Here is a 21,307-nt window from a genome sequence, read left to right on the forward strand (position 1 = left end):
ACCGCGCGGAGGTGGTCGAATCGCGCGTTGCCGGTCGGAATTCCGGACCCACCACGCGCGTTTCGACTCGCCACGCGCGGATCAGCGCCGCTCGCGCTCGCGACCGCGCCGCGTCCGACCGCCCTTGAGTCGCAGCCGCATCGTCACGGTGCCCAGCCAGCGGTCGTACTTGTAGCCGACCTTGCCCATCCGGCCGATCTCCTCGAAGCCGAGCCGCTCGTGCAACCGGATCGAGGCGTCGGCGGAGCGGTCGGCGATCACCGCGACGACCTCGCGCACGCCTGCGGCACGGCAGGCGTCGAGCAGCGCCTCCATCAGCGCGCGGCCGAGCCCCTTGCCGCCGGCCGTCGGTCCGAGGTAGATCGAGTTCTCGACGACGTGGTTCGACCGGTCACGTGGGTTCCACGGGTCGACCAGGGCGTACCCGAGCAGCTGGCCGGCCGGGTTGACCGCGACCAGGAACGGCAGCTGGCGACGACGGATCTCCTCGAAGCGCTTCTTCCACGCGGCGAACGACAGGACCGCGCCGTCGAACGTCACCGACGAGTTCCGCACGTAGTGGGCGTGGACCTCGCGGATGTCGGGCAGGTCGGCGGCCTCGGCGGAGCGGATCGACCACGTGAAGGCGGTCTCGGTCGGCGCGGGCGGCCGCAGGTGGCGCGGCAAGATCCGACGCTGGCGGTATTCCTCCTCGAGCACGCACCGAGCCTACGGGTGTGCGCCCGGTTCCGGGCTCCGGTCCACGCCGACCACCGGCCGGGAGGCGCGGTGCGGGCCCGCCACGGGCCTCCCGTCCGGACCGTCGTGCGGTCCACGGCCCGTCACGGCTGGGTCGGGAGCGACCAGTCGACCGGCTCGGCGCCCTGCGCCACGAGGAGTTCGTTGACCCGCGAGAACGGCCGGCTGCCGAAGAACCCGCGGGAGGCGCTGAGCGGACTCGGGTGCGCCGAGGCGACCAACGGGGTGTCCCCGAGGAACGGCTCCACCGACTTCGCCTGCGCTCCCCAGAGCACGGCGACGAGCGGCTGCTCACGTGCCACGAGCGCCCGGACGGCCTGCTCGGTGACCCGCTCCCAGCCCTTGCCGCGGTGGCTGCCGGCGTCACGCGGCGTGACGGTGAGCACCCGGTTCAGCAGCATCACCCCGCGGGACGACCAGGTCCGCAGGTCGCCGTGTGCGGGCGGGGTCACCCCGAGATCGTCGTGGAGCTCGCGGTAGATGTTCGCGAGGCTGCGCGGGACGGGCCGGACCCCGGGGTCGACCGCGAACGACAGGCCGATCGGGTGGCCGGGCGTCGGGTACGGGTCCTGGCCGATGACGAGCACCTTGACCTGGTCGAAGGGGTACGTGAACGCGCGGAGCACGGCGGCGCCGGCGGGGAGGTACGGGCGTCCGGCGGCGGTCTCCTCGCGGAGCCACTCCCCGAGCCGGTGGACGTCGTCCTCGACCGGGGCGAGTGCCTCGGCCCACCCGGGGTCGACGAGGTCGGCGAGCGGCTTCGGCTGCACGGGGTGCTACGCGCCCATGGTGGCGACGGAGACCGACTCGTCGCCGGCGACCACGCGCCACACGCTGCCGGAGCCCCGGACCTCGAGCGCACCCTCGCCCACGACGAGCACGGTGTCCTCGTCGATCGCCAGTCCCGCGGTCACGAACTCGGCCTCGGCGCTCGCCACGAGTCGGGCGAGCGTGCCGGCTTGCACCGCGTGCACGTCGATCGTCAGGTCGACGAGCCCGAGCCCCTCGCGGAGCTCCACCTCGTCGAGGCCTTCCGACGCGTCCTCGGGGCAGACCTCGACGCCGCCGACCCGCCAGCCGCCGACCAGGGCACGGTCGGCGGCGATCATCGCGCCGGCGGAGTAGCCGAGGTAGGGCAGGCCGTCGGAGACGAGCAGACGGATCTGGTCGACGAGCGGGGCGATCGCGTCGAGGTAGTCCGGCGTGCGGCCACCGCCGATCACCAGGGCGTCGACGTCGCTGAGCACCGACGTGGTGAAGGGCTGGCCCGGTGCGACCTCGGTGACGAGGACGTCCGCCGTCTCGGCGAGCACCGAGGCGATGTCCGGCGTCGAGGACGGCGTCGCGCCGTCCACACCGCTGACCGAGAGCAGGCCGACGCGCGGCGCACTGCGGCCGACGGCGGCTGCGCGTGCGGTGGCCTCGGCGAGGAAGGGTGCTGCGGCGTCGGAGTCGGCGAATGACCCGCCACCGACCAGGTGGATGCTCACGACTCGGCCGTCACCGGTGCGAGGGCGCTCCAGGGGAACGTGATCCAGCCGTCGACGCGACGCCAGACGTGATCGGGCTCGAGCACGGTGCCGGGCTTGGAGTACAGGCAGGCGCTGCGCACGTCGGCACCGGCCCCGGTGATGATGTCGACGACGAGCGCGAGGGTCCGGCCGGAGTCGGACACGTCGTCGACGACCAGGACCCGCTTGCCCGCCAGGCTCGGGGCGTCGAGCGCGGGGGCGAGCACGACGGGTTCCTCGAGGCGCTGCTCGACGTCGGTGTAGAACTCGACGTTGATCGAGCCACACTCCTTGGTGCCCAGCGCGTAGGCGACGGCCCCGGCGATGATCAGGCCTCCGCGGGCGACGGCGACCACGACCTCGGGCTCGAACCCGGCGGACAGGACGTCCTTCGCGAGCAGCCGTGCCGCGTCACCGAACTCGAGCCAGCCGAGCACCTCGGGCCCGCTCGTCATGGTCACGACAGCTGGCGACGGGGACTCGGCGGGTTCGCTGCTGATCGGCATCCGACCACGGTACCGGCAGGGATGCTGTGCCGCGACCTGCAGTTGCCGCCTGGGCGCGTGGCCCTCGGAGACGGTGCCGTACCGAGGTCCGGGACGTCTACGCCTTCGGGGTCAAGGGGCCGCGGGTCAGCTTGTGCTGCGCCGCCTGGGCCACCGGGCGGATCGTGACCAGGTCGAGGTTGACGTGCGGCGGCAGTTCCACGCTGTGCACGATGGCCTCGGCGACGTCCTCGGCGCTGAGCGGGTCCTCGACCCCGTCGTAGACCGCGGCCGCCTTGGCCGCGTCGCCGCCGAAGCGCACCAGGGCGAACTCGTCCGTCTTCACCAGGCCCGGGGCGATCTCGACGACCCGGATCGGCTCCCCCGCGAGCTCCAGGCGGAGCGCTCCGACCAGCGCGTGCTCGGCGGCCTTCGCCGCGTTGTAGCCGCCGCCGTTCTCGTAGGAGACGAAGCCGGCGGTGCTCGTGACGGTGACGATGTCGGCACTCCCCGACGCGACGGCGCCGTTCCGCAGGTGGGGCAGCAGTGCCGCGATCACCCGCTTGGTGCCGATGACGTTCACCTCGAACATCGTGCGCCAGTCCTCGACGTCGGACTCCTCGACCGTGGCCGATCCGAGGGCACCGCCCGCGTTGTTCACCAGCGCGTGCACTCCTCCGGTCGCCGCGACGTGGGCGGCGAGCGCCGCGACGTCGTCCGCCGAGGTGACGTCGACCACCAGGGTCTCGACCCCCGTCTCCTCGGCGAGCGCCGCCAGCCGGTCGGCACGGCGGGCGACGGCCAGCACGTCCCATCCCCGGGCGCGGAACGAGCGGACGGTGGCCGCCCCGATGCCGGAGCTCGCTCCCGTGACGACGACGCGACGTGCCATGTGGTTCCTCCTGCGCTGCGGCCCGGCGACGTCGGTGATGGTCGCAACGGGGATGTCCGCACCACCGTACCGAACGGGACATGTCACGATCCGGTAACGTGACCGCCGATGACGACGGACGCTGCGACCCCGGCACCCTCGGCTCCGGACGCCGTGCTCGAGCCGGGCCGGGCCCCCCGACGGATCCCGATGTGGGACACCGCGCGGTTCCTGGCGGTCACGCTCGTCGTCATCGGCCACGCGATCCAACGCCAGACGACGGCGAGCGAGCACGCCCTGGCGCTGTACACCTTCATCTACGCGTTCCACATGCCCGCGTTCGGCGTGATCAGCGGGTACTTCTCGTCCGCGGACACCCCGACGGCGAAGCGCATGCGGCGGACGATCACCGACATCGTCGTGCCGTACATCATCATGCAGACGATCTGGACCGTGGTGCAGGGGATCGTCGAGGGCGGCAAGAAGTTCAACCCGACGCAGCCGACGTGGACGCTGTGGTTCCTGCTCGCGCTCGGGATCTTCCGGCTGATCCTGCCGTACCTCGCGCAGCTGCGGTGGCCGCTGTTCTGGGCGGTCGTGTTCAGCATCGGCGTCGGCTACTTCGACAACGTCGACTCCACGCTGTCGCTCTCGCGGGCGATCAGCCTGCTGCCGTTCTTCCTGCTCGGGTGGCAGGTCAAGCAGTGGGGCGTGTTCGACCGCTGGTACGAGGCCTCCCGTCGCACGGTCGTCCGGGTGCGGGTCGCCGCCGGCGTGGTGTTCCTGGCGTGGGCGGTGTCCTGCGTGCTGTGGATCCCGCAGTTCAAGGAGTTCGACCTGCACCACTGGTTCTTCTACGACGACTCGTACTCGGGCCTCGGCGAGGACGCGTGGTGGGCCGGCGCCGTCCGGTTCGGGCTGATGCTCCTGGCGACGCTGCTGACGGCGTCGTTCCTGGTGCTGGTCCCCCGGCGGAACGTCTGGCTGACGCAGTTCGGCGCGGCGACGATGTACGTCTACCTGCTCCACACGTTCGTGCTCTACCCCATCCGCGAGTCCGGCGTGCTGGCGGGCCCGCACTCGGCCTGGCCGTTCGTGCTCCTCATGGTCGCGATCGCGTGCGCGGTGAGCCTGTTCCTCGCGCAGCCGTTCGTCCGGCGCGGCATGAAGTGGTTGCTCGAGCCGAACGTCGGCTGGCTGTTCCGCCGCGACGCCGCGTAGCCCGCACCTCGCAGGGTGCGCGGTTGACCCTGCGTGCGAGGTTCACCGCCCCGTGCAGGGCACCAACCACGCACCGGCCGGCCAACCCGCCACCAACACGGAACCCGCACGGTGCGCGGTTGACCCTGCGTGCGAGGTTCACCGCCCGGTGCAGGGCACCAACCACGCATCATCCGGCCAGGGGCGCACCACCGGGCAACCTCGCACGGTGCGGGTCCGCCACGCATCGGCTCGCCGGACGGGAGGCCCGGCCCGCCCCCGCCACGTGCGTTACGTCACGAGTCGGGGGCGCTGGTGCAGGCCCGACCACGTCCGTACCGTGAGCCGCGACGCGCACGTGATCCGAGCCTCCCGGCCGGGACGCCAGCAGACGGAACAGGAGCCCGACATGACCGACAACGACGCCGCCCAGTGGCGCTTCGAGACGACGCAGATCCACGCCGGTGCACAGCCGGACCCGACCACGGGTGCCCGCGCGACGCCGATCTACAAGACGACCTCGTACGTCTTCCGGGACTCGGACCACGCGCGTGACCTGTTCGCGCTGGCCACGCCGGGCAACATCTACTCGCGCATCATGAACCCGACGAACGACGTCCTCGAACAGCGCATCGCGGCGCTCGAGGGCGGGTCCGGCGCGCTGCTCGTGGCGAGCGGACAGGCTGCCGAGACCTACGCCGTGCTGAACATCGCTCAGGCGGGCGACCACATCGTGTCCTCGTCGTCGATCTACGGCGGCACCTACAACCTGTTCAAGTACACGCTGGCGCGCCTCGGCATCGAGACGACCTTCGTCGAGGACCAGGACGACCCCGAGGAGTGGCGCCGCGCGGTCCGTCCGAACACGAAGCTGTTCTTCGCCGAGACCATCGGCAACCCGAAGATCAACGTCCTCGACATCACGACGGTCGCGGGCATCGCCCACGAGGCCGGCGTGCCGCTGATCGTGGACAACACCATCGCGACGCCGTACCTGATCCGACCGTTCGAGCACGGCGCCGACATCGTGGTGCACTCGGCGACGAAGTTCCTCGGCGGACACGGCACGGTCATCGGTGGCGTCATCGTCGACGGCGGCACCTTCCCGTGGTCCGAGCACCCGGAGAAGTTCCCCGAGTTCAACTCCCCGGACCCCTCGTACCACGGGGTGGTCTTCGCCGAGGCCGTCGGCAACGCGCTGGCGTACATCATCAAGGCGCGGGTGCAGCTGCTCCGCGACCTCGGTGCGTCGAACTCCCCCGACACGGCCTTCGCGCTGCTGCAGGGCATCGAGACCCTGTCGCTCCGGATCGAGCGGCACGTGCAGAACGCGCAGGAGATCGCCGAGTGGCTCGACCGGCACCCCGACGTCGCGACGGTGGCGTACGCGGGGCTGCCGACCTCGCCCTGGTACGGCGCGGCCTCGCGGTACGCGCCGAAGGGCGTCGGCGCGGTGCTGTCGTTCGAGCTCAAGGGCGGCGTCGACGCCGGTCGGGCGCTCGTGGACAACCTGACGCTGTTCTCGCACCTGGCGAACATCGGCGACGTGCGGTCCCTCGTGATCCACCCGGCGTCGACCACGCACTCGCAGCTCACGCCCGAGCAGCAGCTGACGACCGGAGTGACCCCGGGGCTGGTGCGGCTGTCGGTCGGGATCGAGAACGTCGAGGACCTCAAGGCGGACCTCGAGGTCGGGCTGGCCGCGGCGCGGGCCGTGTCGCAGGCGGGTCTGCGCGCGTAGCGCCTGCAGACCCGAGCGTCTGCAGACCCGAGCGCCTGCAGACCCGAGCGCCTGCAGACCCGGAACGACGATGCCGCTGTCGTACGACAGCGGCATCGTCGTTCCGGGTCGTTCAGTCCGCTGACACACGGTGCGGGGCGGAGCCGAGCCGGGCCTCCCGTCGGACCGCGACGTAACACGGCGCCCGGCCGGGCCGGTGTCCACGAGAATGGACGCACCATGGACTGGCAGACGACTCCCGAGGACTCCGTGCCGTCCACCCTGGTGCCGGGCGCCGCACTCGGCACCCTCGGCAAGCCCCCGGTCACCGGGGCATGGCGTCCGGGAGACCACCCCGGCGCACGCCACTTCGTCGCACTCGGCGAACAGTGGGTCCGCGGCGGCCGGCTGCCGGGCGTGCGGATCGCGTACGAGACCTGGGGCACCCTGAACGACGCCCACGACAACGCCGTGCTCGTGTTCCACGCCCTCACCGGTGACTCGCACGTGGCTGGCGACGCCGGCCCCGGGCACCGCACCGCCGGGTGGTGGGACGACGTGGTCGGCGCGGGCAAGGCGATCGACACCGATCGCTGGTTCGTCGTCGCGCCGAACATGCTCGGCGGGTGCCAGGGCTCGACGGGGCCGTCGTCGGTGTCGCCGGACGGCGTCGAGTGGGGATCGCGCTTCCCGTTCGTGACCGTGCGCGACCAGGTCGCCGCCCAGGCGCAGCTGGCCGACGCGCTCGGCATCGACCGGTTCGCGGCCGTCGTCGGCGGCTCGATGGGCGGCATGCACGCACTCGAGTTCGCCGCGTCGCTGCCCGACCGCGTGGCCCGGCTCGCCGTCCTGAGCACCACCGCGCAGACGACCGCCGACCAGATCGCGGCGAACTCGCTGCAGCGCGCGGCGATCCAGATGGACCCGGGCTTCGCGGGCGGCGACTACTACGAGGCCGAAGCCGGAGACGGTCCGTCACGCGGGCTCTCGCTGGCGCGGCGGATGGCGATGATGACCTACCGCGCTTCCGACGAGCTCAACGGGCGGTTCGACCGCTCGTGGCAGTCGGACGTCTCCCCGCTCGGCGAGGACGGGCGCTTCTCGGTGGAGAGCTACCTCGACTTCCACGGCAACAAGTTCACGCGGCGCTTCGACGCGTCCACGTACGTCGCTCTGACGCACGCGATGGACTCGCACGACGTCGGGGCCGGTCGGGGTGGGGTCGCTGCGGCGCTCGCACGGATCTCCGCGACGACGCTCGTCGTGGGGATCTCGAGTGACCGGTTGTTCCCGGTCGAGGACCAGCACCGCATCGCGGCGGGCGTGCCCGGGGCGATCGACGGGGACCGGGCAGCGGTGATCGAGAGCGAGTTCGGGCACGACGGGTTCCTCATCGAGCACGACGCCGTCGGGGCGCACCTGCGCCGGCTGCTCGACTGAGCGTCGGAGCGCGCTGCGACGCGGTGCACCTGCGTGGGCTGCTCCGCTGGACGTCGGAGTGCGCTCCCCATACATCCAGATCGCGCAGCCGGTGTTCTCATCACGCCTGCGATCACAACTTGGTTGCCAAACCCAACGTGTGGGCGCGCCGAACGCCCCCCAACGGGTGTCCCCCGTGGAATGATGGCCGGTACCCGGTCCCGACCGAGGCTCGCGTTTCCCAACCGCTCGCGAGCAGCCCCGGACGGAGCCGGCACCAGCAGCACCTCGCAGCACCGCGTGGCGACGACGACACGCTTCCCACCGACGAGACACTGACGCACCAGGACACCGATGGAACTCATCGCACAGGAACGTGACCGGCTCCTCCGGTCGACGACCCGTGTCGTCGGCATCATCTGCACGCTCGTCAGCCTGGTGAGCGTCCTCTGCTCCTTCGCCGTCCCGGTCGGCCCGCTCGTCGCGGGGATCGCCTGCATCGCCGTGATGATCGGCGCACTGGTCGTGTTCGGGGTGAACGGCGCCGTGTGGTGCACCGCGCTGACGCTCGTTTCCGGCCTCGCCGCCATGGTCATCCTCACCTCGGCCGCTGCGCCGGACGTCCGCTCCGTCGTCGCCAGCGGGCTCGTCCCGCTCGCCGCCGGCGGGCTGTCGTCGCTCCTGATGGCCCAGCGCGGCCACCTGGCCGGGCTTGGCCTGGCCGCCCTCGGCGGCGTCGCGTCGCTGGCGGTCATGGCCAACGCGACCGGCACGGTCCTCAGCGCTCCGGTCGGCGGCACCGCGCTCGGCTGGGTCCTCACCGCGGTCGTCGCCTACTGGATCTCGCGCAGCATCCCCCGGGTGGCCCGCCGCATCTACAGCATCGGCACCGCGCACCGCGCCGAGCGCCAGGCCAGCGAGACCGAGGCACAGCGCCGCCAGGGCGCGCGTCTGCTGCACGACACCGTCCTGGCCACGCTGACCCTGCTCGCGCACTCCGGGGTCGGGGTGTCCGAACAGGCCATGCGCGAGCAGGCCGCCGAGGACGCCCGGCTGCTCCGCCACCTGCGCCTCGGTGCGACCCCGCAGCCGCAGCAGTCCGGCGACTACTCCCTCACCCGCACCGAGGAGTCCCCCCTCGGCCAGACGCTCGAGTCGGTCAAGCAGCGCTTCGGGCGGATGGGGCTCGAGGTGAGCTGGCACGGCACCGGTCAGGTGCTGCTGCCGACGCACGTCCTCGACGCGTTCCTGCTGGCCCTCGCGGAGTGCCTGGAGAACGTCCGTCGGCACGCCGGCGTCGCCGAGGCGCACGTCACGATCGTCCACGACAACGACATGGTCCGGGCGATGGTCACGGACTCCGGCGTCGGGTTCGAGATCGGCGCGATCGACGAGGAACGGCTCGGGTTCAAGGAGAGCGTCGTCAACCGCCTGCGCGAGGTCGGCGGCGACGCGCGGCTCTTCTCCGCGCCGGGCTCCGGCACCACGGTCGTCCTGGAGGCACCCCGATGAGCCGCGTCCCCGAGGACACCATCAACCGGGGCCTGCCCGGCGAACCACCGCAGCCCGCTCCGCGGACCCGACGGGAGGCCCGGGAGCGTTACCGGGGCACGGAACGTCGGCAGGCGCGCGGCCTCCCCTCCACCTCCACCGGGGCACGGTCGCTGCGGCAGGCCGCGAAGCCCGGCGCGTCGCTCGGTGCGGGGCACCTCGGCCTCGGTGCCGCGGTGCTCACCGCGGTCGAGGCCGTCGCCGGCATCGCCCTGTTCCTGTCGAGCTGGGACGACTACACCATGCCCTGGCTGCCCGCCGCCGCGTGGATCCTGTTCGTCGTCGCGGCGGTCGGGGTCGGACTCAGCGTCATGACGTACGGCGAACGACTCACCGGCGTCGCCTTCGCGCTCATCTGCGTCGTGCTCGCCTGCGTCGTCACGCTCGACTTCATCGGGGTGTGGCCCGAACACGACCTCGCGCACACAGCCAGCGCCTCGATCGCCGCCGGCTTCGCACTGCTGCCCGTCGCGACGCTGCGTCCCGCCCGCGAGGTCGCTGCCGCGATCACCGTGCTCGGACTCGCGTTCGTCGCGATGTCGATCGCCTCGACGCCGATCACGGCGGACACGATCCCCGGGCTCTTCTCGATGCTCGCCCTGGTCGTCGTCCCCCCGTCCGTGGCGATCTTCGTCACCCATCGCTTCCGCCAGCTCGTCCAACGTGAACTCGACCGCGTGCTGGTGCAGTCGAACGTCACCGCGCCGCAGTTCGCCGTCGGCATGCTGGCGTCGGACGAACTCGCCCGACTCGACCTCGCCGCCGAGAAGCTGCTCGACGCCGTCGCGAACGGCACCGACCCGCTGCCGTTGTCCGACGCCTCCTCCTCGGTCGCGGCGTCGCTGGCCACGGAACTCCGCCTGCACCTCATCGAGGGACGCCGCGAGACCTGGCTCTACCACGCGATCACCGAGTCCGACCACCTCGGTCGGGCCGTCAGCGTCGCGGACCCCGGGTCCCTCGCCGGACACCTTTCCCCCGCCCAGCGCGACGGACTGCTGCAGGCGCTGTGGCAGATGGTCGGCGACGGACGCGGCCTGCAGCCCGGCGTCCCCGTGGTGTCGGTCACCCTCGGCCCGGTCGGCAGCGACGGGCACCCGGTCACCGACGACACGATGGACGTCCCGATCGTCATCGAGTCCCGCGGTGTCCCCCGTCGGCGGCTCGGGCCGGCCGCGTGGAGCGGGCTCGCCCGGATCGGTCCGTACACGGACACGATGCGCGACGGAGCCGTCCACATCCACGCCCACTGCGTCGTGAACCGCCACCCCACGATGTGACCCTGGCGGCGCGCTTGCCGGACACCCGGACAGCCTCCGCCGTCGCGGTGTGCCTGCCACCTAGGCTCGGCCACGCAGACCACGAGAAAGGACGCCAGCATGGCGACTCCAGAGCAACCGATCCGACTCGCGCTCGTCGACGACCACAAGATGCTCCTCGGCGCGCTCACCGAGTGGATCCGCGGCGCCGCGGACGACATCACGCTCGTCGCCGCCGTGACGACCTGGCCGGAGCTGCTCACCAGCCCCGCGTTCCCGGTCGACGTGGTGCTCCTCGACCTCGACCTCAAGGACTCGATCCCGGTCTCGTTGAAGATCTCGACGCTCAAGACCGCCGGTGTGAAGACCGTCGTCATGAGCACGTACTCGGAACCGAACGTCGTCCGCGAGGCCCTGGGCTCCGGCGCGCTCGGGTACCTGGTCAAGAGCGAGGACGCCGACATGATCGTCGAGGCGATCCGCTCGGCCCAGCGCGGCGAGCAGTACGTCTCCGCCGAGCTCGACCTGGCGATCAACAGCGGTGACGTGGGCGGCGTGCCGAAGCTCAGCGCGCAGGAGCGCCGCGTCATGGCGCTGTACGGCGGTGGCGAGCCCGTCAAGAGCGTGGCGTACCAGCTCGGGATCTCCGAGGAGACCGCGAAGAGCTACCTCAAGCGCATCCGCGAGAAGTACCGCGTCGCCGGATTCGACGTCGGCACGAAGGTGGCCTTGCGCAAGCGCGCCATCACCGACGGCATCATCTTCGAGGACGGCAGCCCGCACGGCCTGTAGCCCGCGCGCGCTGTAGCCCCCACGCCCCCGGGAGCACACAGCACCACGGAACGGACACAGCACCACGGGATCCCGTGGTGCTGTGTCCGTTTCGTGGTTCCGAGTGCGCGGTGGGCGCGCGCCGCGTCAGACGGTGGGGACCGGCGCCGTGATCGGGCCCGTGGACGGGTGCCGACCGGTGGACCGTGCACGCTCGGTGGACCGACGTTCGACGCCGTAGCTGATCGCGGTCATCCCGACACCGAGCAGCGCGAGCACGATGCCGAGCCACCCCGGGGCCACGAAGCCGAACCCGGCGGCGATGACCGCACCACCGAGGGCCGCGCCGAGGGAGTTGCCGATGTTGAACGCCGAGTGGTTGAGCGCCGCCGCGATGGTCCGCGCATCCCCCGCCATGTCCATCAGGCGCGACTGCACCGCCGGCGGGATGGCGGACGAGGTGGCTCCGAGCAGGAAGGCCCCGACGAACACGCCGACGGTCCACTGCGCGGTGAGGACCATGAAGAGCAGCGACACGATCAGCGACAGCATGCCGATGTAGATCGTGCGCTTGACACTGCGGTCGGCGAGGTGCCCGCCGAGCACACCGCCGACGACCATGCCGAGCCCGACCACCACGAGCACGAGCGGAACGACGGCCTCGGGCAGCCCGGTGACGTTCGTGACGAGCGGCGAGATGTACGAGTAGACGGCGAAGAACCCGCCGAACCCGACGGCGCCCAGACCCATCACGAGCCAGACCTGCGGCACGCGGAAGGCGCGGAGCTCACGACCGATCGATGCGCTCTGGTCGCGGGCGGACCGCGGGACGAACGCTGCGACTGCCAGGAAGGTGGCGACGAACAGCACCGCGACCACGCCGTAGGCCACGCGCCACCCGGCGTTCTGACCGACCCAGGTGATCGCGGGGACGCCCACGACGTTGGCGACGGAGAGTCCGAGCAGCACCATCGCGATGCCCTTGCCGCGCTTGCCCGGGCCCATGATGTCCCCCGCGACGATGGACGCGATGCCGAAGTAGGCCCCGTGCGGCAGTCCGGCAACGAAGCGGGCGACGAGCACCAGGCCGAACGAGGGCAGCAGCGCGCTGGCGACCGTGGCGACGACGAAGCCGACGAGCAGCACGAGCAACAGGCCCTTGCGCGGGAACCGCGCGCTCATCGCGGCGATGGTCGGCGCACCGACGACGACGCCGAGCGCGTAGGCGCTGACGAGCCATCCGGCATGCGCGATCCCGGCATCCGGGTCGGCACCGTACTGCGCCGGCAGCAGTGCCTGCGCGATGTTCGGCAGGAGCCCCATCGCGACGAACTCGGTCGACCCGATGGCGAAGCCACCCAGGGCGAGTGCGGTGATGGCGAGCGCGCGACGCGCCGGCGAGAGCTGGGACATGAGCCTGGTCTTCGAACGATGGTGGTCGGCTGATCCGCACCGCACCCGTCAGGTCCGGTACCGGCTCAGTGTAGACCGCTCCAACGCATCGGAGGAAGACCTGCTCCGAATCGATTCGAGTGCCGGGGCGTCAGGCCGCGCGACGCTCCGCCGGCTGCTCGGCGACCCGCTGGCCGTCGACCCGCTGTCCATCGACCCGGTGCCCGACGACCCGCTGCTCCGGGGACTCGTCGCGGTGGATCCAGCCGACGCCGCACTCGGTGCAGGTCGCCCAGGCGTTGCCGGACGCGGTGTCGCGATCGACGACGACCGTCTGCGTCTCGCAGTCGTCGCACCAGCCGTCGTGCATTCCGTCGTGCAGCATGCCTGACTCCTCGTCCTGTCAGCGTCACCGCGTGTGACTACCTGCGGTCATGAGACACCTGACCACCGACATCCCGAGCGACGCGGGCGGCGTGTCGCCGAGGACTCAGGAACCGTCCCCGAGCGCCTGCTCCAGCCGCGCCACCTTGCCGTCGAGCTCCCCGGTGTGGCCCGGTCGGATGTCGGCCTTCAGCACCAGCGACACCCGCGTGCCGTACGCGCCGACGGCCTCGGTCGCGCGCTTCACGACGTCCATCACCGCGTCCCAGTCGCCCTCGACCTCGGTGAACATCGACGACGTGCGGTTGGGCAGCCCGGACTCGCGGACGACACGGACGGCAGCGGCGACGGCGTCGTGCACGGACCCGTCCGACTGCGCGGAGGGACCACCGGACGGAGCGACGGAGAAGGCGACGATCATGCGCCCATCCTGCCCCGCGGCACCCCGGCGCGCGCACCGACGGCGTTGTCCGTGCCACCCGTCCGTTGCCCGGCGAGCCCCAGCCGTACCACCGTGACGATGGCCCAGACCAGCACACCGACCTCGAGGGCGTTGCGGATCGTCAGCACCACGAGGATCCAGGGCTGCACGGTGAGCAGCTGGTCGTAGTACCCGGGGTACACCACCTGGGTCAGCAGGGCCATCGGCAGCGCGGCGACCGCGACGGGCAGGAACCGACGGGCGCTCCCCCGTCCGGCGACGAGCCCCCACACCACCGGCACCGCGAACCACCCGACGTACTGCGGCGACCCGACCTTGTTCGTCGCGACGAGGGCCGCGACGAGCACCAGCGCGAGCACCGGAGCCACGTCCGCGCGACGCGCGCCGCGTCCGACCGCCCAAGCCGCCAGCCCCACCCCGCCGAGCACCACGACGGCCATCAGCGGCGTCGAGAGCGCCGCGGCCAGGTGCGTGCCGGTCCCCGAGACCTCGAACGTCAGGATGCCGGTGTCGTAGGAGACGGCCGCACCGGGCACGTGCGCGGCGGCCGCCCACATGAACGGCGTCGCGAGCGGCGACTCGATCTGCAGCGCCCGTCCGGACTGCTGCCCGATGAACGACAGCAGGTACGCCGCCCCGCCGAACAGCACGTCGACCAGCACGACGAGCGCGGTGACGGACAGCGCGCCGACGACCACGCCGCGACGGTGGCCGCGCCGCAGCACCAGCAACACGCCGACGAGCGCCGCCGGCCACACCTTGACCCAGGCGGCGACGGTGAACATCGCGGAGGCCACGGCGGGCCAGGTCGCGACGAAGCACACACCGACCATCGCGACGGCCGTCGCCACGGTGTCGATCCGCCCCAGCCCGATCGGACCGAGCGCGAGCAGGAACACCAGCCACCACCAGACGACTCGCACGCCCAGCGCGCGGAACCGCCAGAGGAACAGGCAGGCGACCGCGTCGAGCACGACCATGAGCGCGAGCCACCCGGTGGCGATGTGCTCGACGCCACCGACCGCCGCCGCGGCCATCGGCAGGAGGGCGAGGATCGGGTAGACCCAGGCGGTGTCGGTGCCGACCCAGACGTGGTCGGTCAACCCGGTCGCGATCCACCGTCGGTAGGTGATCTCGACGTCACCGATCGGCTGGTTGGGCAGCGTGGTGGCGAGCCACCAGAGCACGGCGTGGACAGCCAGGAAGGCGACCGTGGCACCGACGGGTGCGAACCACCTGGACTGCTGCACCGGACGAGCGTACCGGCCCGGCGCACCGGACGGACTGGAGGCTCGGTACCAGCCGGCACCGAGCCTCCTGTCCCGCAGGCCGTCACGATCAGGGCTGCGATCCGCCCTCGGACGCCGACCAGACGCGGACCCAGTCGATCTCGAGGTTGCCCGGTGCTCCGTGGTCGCCGATCTGGAACATGTACCGGTGGGCCGTCGTCGGGACGTACTGCGTGTCCGCGAAGACGAGCGCACCGTCGACGTAGTACTCGACCGACTTCCCGGGGACCCACACGGTCGTGTACGTGTGCCACTTCCGCCAGGTCGCCGTGGTGTGCAGACCGTTGGCGCGTCGTTCCAGGCCGGGGACCATCGCGTGGCTGAACGCGCCGACGGTGCCCTGGAACGTGCCTTCCGGGAAGTCGAGTTCGCCCTCCGACCACACGTTCGACGTCGGCCACAGCATGAAGGCGGCACCGTTGCCGTCGCCACCGCTGGCCCGGGCACGGACGCTGAAGGTCCCGCCGACGTGCGACCAGGCGCCCTCGCGGGTGCCGAAGGTGCCGGCCGCGCCGCGGGTGCCGTCCATCGCGACGTCCATCACGCCGTCGTGCGCGCTGATCACGTCACCCGACCAGTACTTGTCGCTCATGCCGTCCGGGTACGGCTGCCACGCGTCCGCGTAGGTCGCGGCGAAGGGGCCGCCCGCGGCTGCCGGGGTGTCGAAGTCCTCGGAGAACGACGGTGCCGTGGTGGGTGCGGCCAGCGTCCGGCTCGACGTCGGGTGTGACACGGACGGGGAGGGCGACGGCAGCCCGTCGACCGTGGGGCGGGCGTCGGCGGTGGTGACCGATCCCAGGGTCACGCCGGCGGCGACGACCGCGGCCGTCACGAGCAGGAAGCGCGAGATCCGCAGGGGTCGCCGGGGCGCCCGTCGCGTCGGTGCGATGGGGTGGCCGTCGTCGTCGACGGTGTCGTGTGCATCCTGCATGGTGACTGGTTCGCTTCCCGAGAGCGCAACCGGGTCCCTGAATCGAGCCGGCGTCGTCCCTCGGACCCTGTCTAACCGTCCACGTGGACTCCGACGAGGTCCCCACACCTCGGTGGCGGGATCGATGCGGGCTCCCGCGTGCGATGCGTGTTCCCGCGACGGGTGTCAGGCGGGTGCGCGGTCCGCGTCAGGCGGGGGCGTCACCCGTCGTCACCAGGTCACGGACGACCCCGGGCAGCGCCTCGATGAGTGCCGTCATCGTGAAGGGACCCCCGCCCGACGCACGACGAGCCGCCGTCCCGTGGACGACCGCAGCCGCGGCGGCGAGGTGCGCGAGGTCGGCCGGCGTCGGCTGTCCCCGGCCGGCCCGCGTGGCGACCAGCGCTCCGAGCACCCCACCGAGCACGTCCCCGGCCCCGGCTGCGGCCAGCCACGGGGTCGCGGAGGACGCGACGAGCCGCACCGCACCGTCGGGGGTGACGACGTGGGTCCGCTCGCCCTTGAGCAGCACGACGCTGCCCGTCTGCTCCGCTGCCCGGAGCGCCGAGCCCTCGGGGTCGGCCTCGACGCGGTCGCGGTCGACGCCGAGCACGCCGGCGAGCTCCCCCGCGTGCGGTGTCAGGACCGCGAGCGGACCGAGGTCGACGAGCGGGATCGCACCCGCGTCGACGACCACGGGCACGCCGTCGTCCGAGGCGTGCCGGAAGGCGTCGGCGGTGCTGTCCGCGAGGTCGTCGAGCGACTGCGCCGAGATGCCCGACCCGACCAGCCAGGCCTGGACCCGACCGACCCCGGACACCACCTCGGGTCGACGGGCGAGGACGAAGTCCGTCGCGCGGTCGGGCCCGACGTACCGGACCATGCCGACGCCGGTGTGGACCGCGGCGTCCACCCCCATCACCGCGGCGCCCGGGTAGCGGTCCGACCCCGTCGCCACCCCGAGGACTCCCCGGCGGTACTTCGTCGACTCGCCGACGGGCGCGGTCGTCCAGGCGGCGGCATCGGACACGGAGAAGGGCACGAAGTCGTTCATCGACCCCACGTTACGGTGGAGCGCATGAGCCTGTCCCTGCCCGGTCGTGTCGTCGTCTTCGACTACGGCGAGGTGATCAGCCGCACACCCGTCTCCGCCCGCGAGGCCCTGGTGCGGGCGACCGGGCTCAGCGCGGACGAGCTCTTCCCCGTCTACCAGGAGCTGCGCCACGACCTGGACCGCGGCGACCTGTCGGTGCTGGAGTACTGGCGCGCGATCGCGGCCCGGACCGGCCGCAGCTGGAGCGTCAGCGAGGTCCACCGGCTCTGGGCGCTCGACTACACCGGCTGGTTCGAGGTGGACCCCGACGTCCTCGACCTGGTCGAGGAGCTGCACGACGCCGGCACCCGGCTCGCGCTGCTGTCGAACGCCGGCTTCGACTTCGGCGACCCGTACCGGCGGTCGCCGATGGGCTCGCTGTTCGAGACGGTCGTCGTCAGCGCCGAGGAGCACGTCCTGAAGCCCGACCCGTCCATCTACCGCGTCACGTGCGACCGGCTGGGAATCACCCCGTCGCAGATGGTGTTCGTGGACAACAGGGCCGAGAACGCCGCCGGCGCGGAAGCGATCGGGGCGGTCGGCCTCCACCACACGTCGCCCGACCTGCTCCGGACCGCCCTGGAGGAGCTGGCGGCGGCCGCACCCCACGAAGGAGCCACCGCGTGACGCACGCCCTGTTCGACCCGATCACCGTCCGTGACCTGACCGTCCGCAACCGCATCTGGGTCAGCCCGATGTGCCAGTACTCGGCCGAGCGGCAGGACGGCGTCCCGACGCCGTGGCACCTCGTGCACCTGGGCGGCTTCGCGAAGGGCGGCGCCGGTGCCGTCGTCGTCGAGGCCACCGGCGTCGTGCCCGAGGGGCGCATCAGCCCGCAGGACCTCGGCCTGTGGAACGACGAGCAGCGCGACGCGTTCCGGCCGATCGTCGACTTCATCCACTCCCAGGGTGCCGCGGCCGGAGTCCAGCTCGCGCACGCCGGGCGCAAGGCGTCGACGTACCGCCCCTGGTCCTCGACGCAGGGCTCGGTCCCGGTCGAGGACGGCGGCTGGACCACCGTCGCCCCGTCCGCCGTCGCCTTCGACGGGTACGCCGAACCCCGCGAGCTCACGACCGAGGACATCCGCCTCGTCGCCCTCGGCTTCGCCGCCGCGGCACGCCGCGCGATCGAGGCGGGCTTCGACCTGGTCGAGATCCACGCGGCGCACGGGTACCTGCTGCACCAGTTCCTCTCACCGCTGAGCAACCAGCGCACCGACGACTTCGGCGGGTCCCTCGAACACCGCGCACAGGCACTGCTCGACGTGGTCGACGCCGTCCGCGCCGAGGTCGGCGAGGGCTTCCCCGTGGTCGTCCGCTTCTCGGCCACCGACTGGACCGAGGGCGGGCTGACGCTCGACGAGGTCGTGCAGGTCGCGCGCTGGGCCGGCGAGCACGGTGCCGACCTCGCCGACGTCTCGACGGGCGGCAACGTGGCGAGCGCGCCGATCCCGGTCGGCCCCGGCTACCAGGTCCCGTTCGCCGCGGCGATCAAGCGCGAGGCGGGCATCGGCACGATCGCCGTCGGCATGATCTCCGAGGCCTTCCAGGCGGAGCAGATCGTGGCGACCGGGCAGGCCGACGTCGTGATGGTCGGCCGTGAGTTCCTGCGTGACCCGGGGTTCCCCCTCCGTGCCGCACGCGAGCTCAACGTCGCGATCGACTACGAGCCCCAGCAGTACCATCGAGCATCCGTCACGAAGCAGGGCTGATTCCCGGAGTCCCGGGGAAGCCCTGCGGTACGATCGTTAGCACTGTGGACGATCCTCCGAATCCTTCTTCGCCTCACTCATCCGCCGCTCACTCGGTGAGCTGCTCTGACTCACTGCGCCTGCACCCCGACGGGTGGTGGACCCGGTGAGCCCCATCGACATCGTCATGCTCGTCGGTGGCATCCTCCTGACCCTCGGCACCGGCGTGTTCGTCGCGTCCGAGTTCTCGCTCGTCAACCTCGACCGCGCCGACGTCGAGGCACGTCGGGACCGCGGCGAGGCCGGTCTCGCGCCGGTCATCAGCGCGCTCAAGGTCACCTCGACGCACCTGTCGAGCGCCCAGCTCGGCATCACGCTCACCACGCTGCTGACCGGCTACCTGCTCGAACCGTCGATCGCGACGCTGCTCGAGGCACCGTTCCTGGCGCTCGACCTCCCCGAGGCCGTCGTCGAGACGGTCGGCTCGATCGTGGCGCTCGTCATCGCGACCCTGCTGTCGATGATCCTCGGCGAGCTGGTGCCGAAGAACTTCGCCCTCGCGCTGCCCCTGCAGACCGCCCGGCTCGTCGTGCCGCTGCAGATCGCGTTCACGACGGTCTTCAAGCCCGCCGTCGCCGTGCTCAACGGCACGGCCAACGGCGTGCTGCGCAGCATCGGCATCGAACCGCAAGAGGAACTGAGCGGTGCGCGCAGCGCCGAGGAGCTCACGTCGCTGCTCCGACGCTCGGCGTCCGAGGGCTCGCTCGAACAGGACACCGCGACGCTCCTGCAGCGCACGCTGTCCTTCTCCGAGCTCGACGCGAGCGACGTGATGACCCCGCGGCCGCGGCTGTCGACGATCCGCGTGTCCGAGTCGGCCGAGGACGTCATCGCCCTCGCCCGACGCACCGGCTTCAGCCGCTTCCCCGTCATCGAGGAGGACGCGGACGACGTCGTCGGCATCGTGCACGTCAAGCAGGCCGTCGCCGTCCCCCGTGAGAAGCGGCCCGAGGTGCCCGTCGGTGCGCTCATGACCGACGCCGAGCGTGTCCCCGAGACCATGCCCGGCGACACCCTGCTCACCGAGGTCCGCGGCCGCGGCTACCAGATGGTCATCGTGGTCGACGAGTACGGCGGCACCGCCGGTGTCGTGACGCTCGAGGACCTGATCGAGGAGATCGTCGGCGAGGTCTCCGACGAGCACGACCGCGCTCGCATCGACGTCGTCCGCTCCCGCAACTGGCTGACGTTCCCCGGGCTGCTCCGTCCCGACGAGCTCGAGGACCGCGCCGGCGTGACCGTCCCCGAGGACGGACCCTACGAGACCGTCGGCGGGTTCATCATGTCGACCCTCGGCCGCCTGCCGGTCGTCGGTGACGAGGTCCCGCTCGAGGACGGCGTCTTCCGCGTCGAACGCCTGGACGGCCGCCGCGTCGACCGCATCCGCTGGACCCCGACCCCGACCGACACCCCCGCGGACGGCATCGCCATCCCGGACACGAAGCACCACACCAAGAAGAAGGAGGCCGCCCGATGAGCTCTGATTGGTGGGGCATCTTCTGGCTGTTCGTGCTGCTGGCGGGCAACGCCTTCTTCGTCGCGGCCGAGTTCGCGGTCATCTCCGCGCGTCGCTCGCAGATCGAGCCACGCGCCGAACAGGGCTCCCGCGCCGCGCAGATGACCCTGTGGGCGATGGAGCACGCCACCCGCATGCTCGCGACCACGCAGCTCGGCATCACCGTGTGCTCGCTGCTGATCCTGAACGTCTCCGAGCCGGCGATCCACCACCTGCTCGAGGGCCCGCTGCACCTGACCGGGTGGAGCGTCGAGGTCATCGGCATCGTCGCGTTCGTCGTCACGCTGCTGCTCGTGTCGTTCCTGCACGTGGTCTTCGGCGAGATGGTCCCGAAGAACATCTCGTTCTCGATGCCGGACCGGGCCGCCCTGCTGCTGGTCCCGACGCTCTGGTACATCGGCCACGGCCTCCACTGGGTCGTCGTCGGTCTGAACGAGGTCGCGAACGGGGTGCTCCGCCTGTTCAAGGTCGAGCCGAAGGACGAGGCCGTCAGCGCCTTCACGGTCGAAGAGGTGCAGACGATCGTCGAGCAGTCCCGGCGCGAGGGCACGCTCTCCGACGACGGCGGCACGCTCAAGATGGCGTTCGAGTTCACCGAGAAGAAGGTCGCCGACGTCGCGGTGCCGATGTCCGAGCTGGTCACGCTGCCCGACGTCGCCACTCCCGGTGACGTCGAGCGGGCCGTCGCCCAGCGCGGCTTCTCGCGGTACGTGCTCGTCGGCGACCAGGGCGACCCCACCGGCTACGTGCACGTCAAGGACGTCATCGACCTGCGCCCGGACGAGTACGACGACCCGGTGCCGCCCAAGCGCATCCGTCAGCTCATCTCGCTGTACACCGGGATGGACCTCGAGGACGCGCTCGCCACCATGCGCGCGGCCGGCCGCCACGTGGCCCGGGCGTTCGACGCGGACGGGCGCACGACGGGTGTGCTGTTCCTCGAGGACATCCTCGAGGAACTGGTCGGCACCGTCGAGGACGCGACCCGACGCCGGTAGACGCACC

The 21,307-nt window shown here is 71.8% G+C and carries 21 protein-coding genes; 10 read left to right on the forward strand and 11 right to left on the reverse strand.

Annotated elements, in window-relative coordinates; genetic code table 11:
• Positions 1–81: 81 nt before the first annotated feature.
• From ASG04_RS14825 to ASG04_RS14845, 5 genes are all read right to left on the reverse strand, one after another.
• Positions 82–699, reverse strand: coding sequence for a GNAT family N-acetyltransferase (locus tag ASG04_RS14825; RefSeq protein WP_056125915.1), 618 nt, complete (start codon positions 697–699; stop codon positions 82–84).
• Between the two features lie 122 nt (positions 700–821).
• Positions 822–1,508 (reverse strand): uracil-DNA glycosylase, encoded by a 687-nt coding sequence (locus tag ASG04_RS14830; protein ID WP_056125917.1) that lies wholly within the window; start codon positions 1,506–1,508, stop codon positions 822–824.
• Between the two features lie 6 nt (positions 1,509–1,514).
• Complete coding sequence (locus ASG04_RS14835; RefSeq protein WP_056125919.1) at positions 1,515–2,228, reverse strand: Type 1 glutamine amidotransferase-like domain-containing protein; 714 nt, start codon at positions 2,226–2,228, stop codon at positions 1,515–1,517.
• Positions 2,225–2,704, reverse strand: a complete 480-nt coding sequence (locus ASG04_RS14840; RefSeq protein ID WP_056126134.1) for a phosphoribosyltransferase — start codon at positions 2,702–2,704, stop codon at positions 2,225–2,227. The genes ASG04_RS14835 and ASG04_RS14840 overlap by 4 nt, the downstream gene beginning before the upstream one ends.
• 148 nt (positions 2,705–2,852) lie before the next feature.
• Positions 2,853–3,626 carry an SDR family oxidoreductase gene (locus tag ASG04_RS14845; protein WP_056125921.1) on the reverse strand — a complete coding sequence of 258 codons (774 nt, stop codon included), beginning with the start codon at positions 3,624–3,626 and terminating at the stop codon, positions 2,853–2,855.
• Positions 3,627–3,734: 108 nt separating this feature from the next.
• Between ASG04_RS14845 and ASG04_RS14850 the strand changes: the two genes are divergently transcribed.
• From ASG04_RS14850 to ASG04_RS14875, 6 genes are all read left to right on the forward strand, one after another.
• Positions 3,735–4,826, forward strand: coding sequence for an acyltransferase family protein (locus ASG04_RS14850; protein WP_056125923.1), 1,092 nt, complete (start codon positions 3,735–3,737; stop codon positions 4,824–4,826).
• A 388-nt stretch (positions 4,827–5,214) separates the two neighbouring features.
• Positions 5,215–6,546 (forward strand): bifunctional o-acetylhomoserine/o-acetylserine sulfhydrylase, encoded by a 1,332-nt coding sequence (locus ASG04_RS14855; RefSeq protein WP_056126137.1) that lies wholly within the window; start codon positions 5,215–5,217, stop codon positions 6,544–6,546.
• 219 nt (positions 6,547–6,765) lie between these two features.
• Positions 6,766–7,965: a homoserine O-acetyltransferase MetX gene (gene metX, locus ASG04_RS14860; protein WP_056125924.1), complete on the forward strand. Its 1,200-nt coding sequence runs from the start codon at positions 6,766–6,768 to the stop codon at positions 7,963–7,965.
• A 333-nt stretch (positions 7,966–8,298) separates the two neighbouring features.
• A complete protein-coding gene (locus tag ASG04_RS14865) occupies positions 8,299–9,456 on the forward strand; it encodes a sensor histidine kinase (protein ID WP_056125926.1) in 1,158 nt (385 codons plus the stop codon).
• Positions 9,453–10,775, forward strand: a complete 1,323-nt coding sequence (locus ASG04_RS14870; protein WP_056125927.1) for a hypothetical protein — start codon at positions 9,453–9,455, stop codon at positions 10,773–10,775. The genes ASG04_RS14865 and ASG04_RS14870 overlap by 4 nt, the downstream gene beginning before the upstream one ends.
• A gap of 99 nt (positions 10,776–10,874) precedes the next feature.
• Complete coding sequence (locus ASG04_RS14875; protein WP_056125929.1) at positions 10,875–11,546, forward strand: response regulator transcription factor; 672 nt, start codon at positions 10,875–10,877, stop codon at positions 11,544–11,546.
• Between the two features lie 126 nt (positions 11,547–11,672).
• Here the strand turns inward: ASG04_RS14875 and ASG04_RS14880 are convergent, their stop codons facing one another.
• The 6 genes from ASG04_RS14880 to ASG04_RS14905 form a co-directional block, all read right to left on the reverse strand.
• Entirely contained in the window at positions 11,673–12,938 is a 1,266-nt protein-coding gene (locus ASG04_RS14880; RefSeq protein WP_056125931.1) for an MFS transporter, read from the reverse strand.
• Positions 12,939–13,068: 130 nt separating this feature from the next.
• Positions 13,069–13,302, reverse strand: coding sequence for a hypothetical protein (locus tag ASG04_RS14885; RefSeq protein ID WP_056125933.1), 234 nt, complete (start codon positions 13,300–13,302; stop codon positions 13,069–13,071).
• A gap of 105 nt (positions 13,303–13,407) precedes the next feature.
• Entirely contained in the window at positions 13,408–13,722 is a 315-nt protein-coding gene (locus tag ASG04_RS14890) for an MTH1187 family thiamine-binding protein (RefSeq protein WP_056125934.1), read from the reverse strand.
• Positions 13,719–14,993 carry a glycosyltransferase 87 family protein gene (locus ASG04_RS14895; RefSeq protein WP_056125936.1) on the reverse strand — a complete coding sequence of 425 codons (1,275 nt, stop codon included), beginning with the start codon at positions 14,991–14,993 and terminating at the stop codon, positions 13,719–13,721. Before ASG04_RS14895 ends, ASG04_RS14890 begins: the two co-directional genes overlap by 4 nt.
• Positions 14,994–15,081: 88 nt before the next feature.
• Positions 15,082–15,963 carry a glycoside hydrolase family 16 protein gene (locus ASG04_RS14900; protein ID WP_056125938.1) on the reverse strand — a complete coding sequence of 294 codons (882 nt, stop codon included), beginning with the start codon at positions 15,961–15,963 and terminating at the stop codon, positions 15,082–15,084.
• 187 nt (positions 15,964–16,150) lie between these two features.
• Positions 16,151–16,996 carry an NAD(P)H-hydrate dehydratase gene (locus ASG04_RS14905; RefSeq protein WP_056125939.1) on the reverse strand — a complete coding sequence of 282 codons (846 nt, stop codon included), beginning with the start codon at positions 16,994–16,996 and terminating at the stop codon, positions 16,151–16,153.
• Between the two features lie 24 nt (positions 16,997–17,020).
• On the opposite strand from ASG04_RS14905, the gene ASG04_RS14910 reads away from it, so the two are divergent.
• From ASG04_RS14910 to ASG04_RS14925, 4 genes are all read left to right on the forward strand, one after another.
• A complete protein-coding gene (locus tag ASG04_RS14910) occupies positions 17,021–17,662 on the forward strand; it encodes an HAD family hydrolase (protein WP_056125942.1) in 642 nt (213 codons plus the stop codon).
• Entirely contained in the window at positions 17,659–18,747 is a 1,089-nt protein-coding gene (locus ASG04_RS14915; RefSeq protein ID WP_056125943.1) for an NADH:flavin oxidoreductase/NADH oxidase, read from the forward strand. Before ASG04_RS14910 ends, ASG04_RS14915 begins: the two co-directional genes overlap by 4 nt.
• A 166-nt stretch (positions 18,748–18,913) precedes the next feature.
• Positions 18,914–20,263: a hemolysin family protein gene (locus ASG04_RS14920; protein WP_056126139.1), complete on the forward strand. Its 1,350-nt coding sequence runs from the start codon at positions 18,914–18,916 to the stop codon at positions 20,261–20,263.
• Positions 20,260–21,300, forward strand: a complete 1,041-nt coding sequence (locus ASG04_RS14925; protein WP_056125946.1) for a hemolysin family protein — start codon at positions 20,260–20,262, stop codon at positions 21,298–21,300. Before ASG04_RS14920 ends, ASG04_RS14925 begins: the two co-directional genes overlap by 4 nt.
• The last annotated feature ends 7 nt before the right edge of the window (positions 21,301–21,307 follow it).

The organism is Curtobacterium sp. Leaf183 (assembly GCF_001424385.1).
Lineage (GTDB): Bacteria > Actinomycetota > Actinomycetes > Actinomycetales > Microbacteriaceae > Curtobacterium.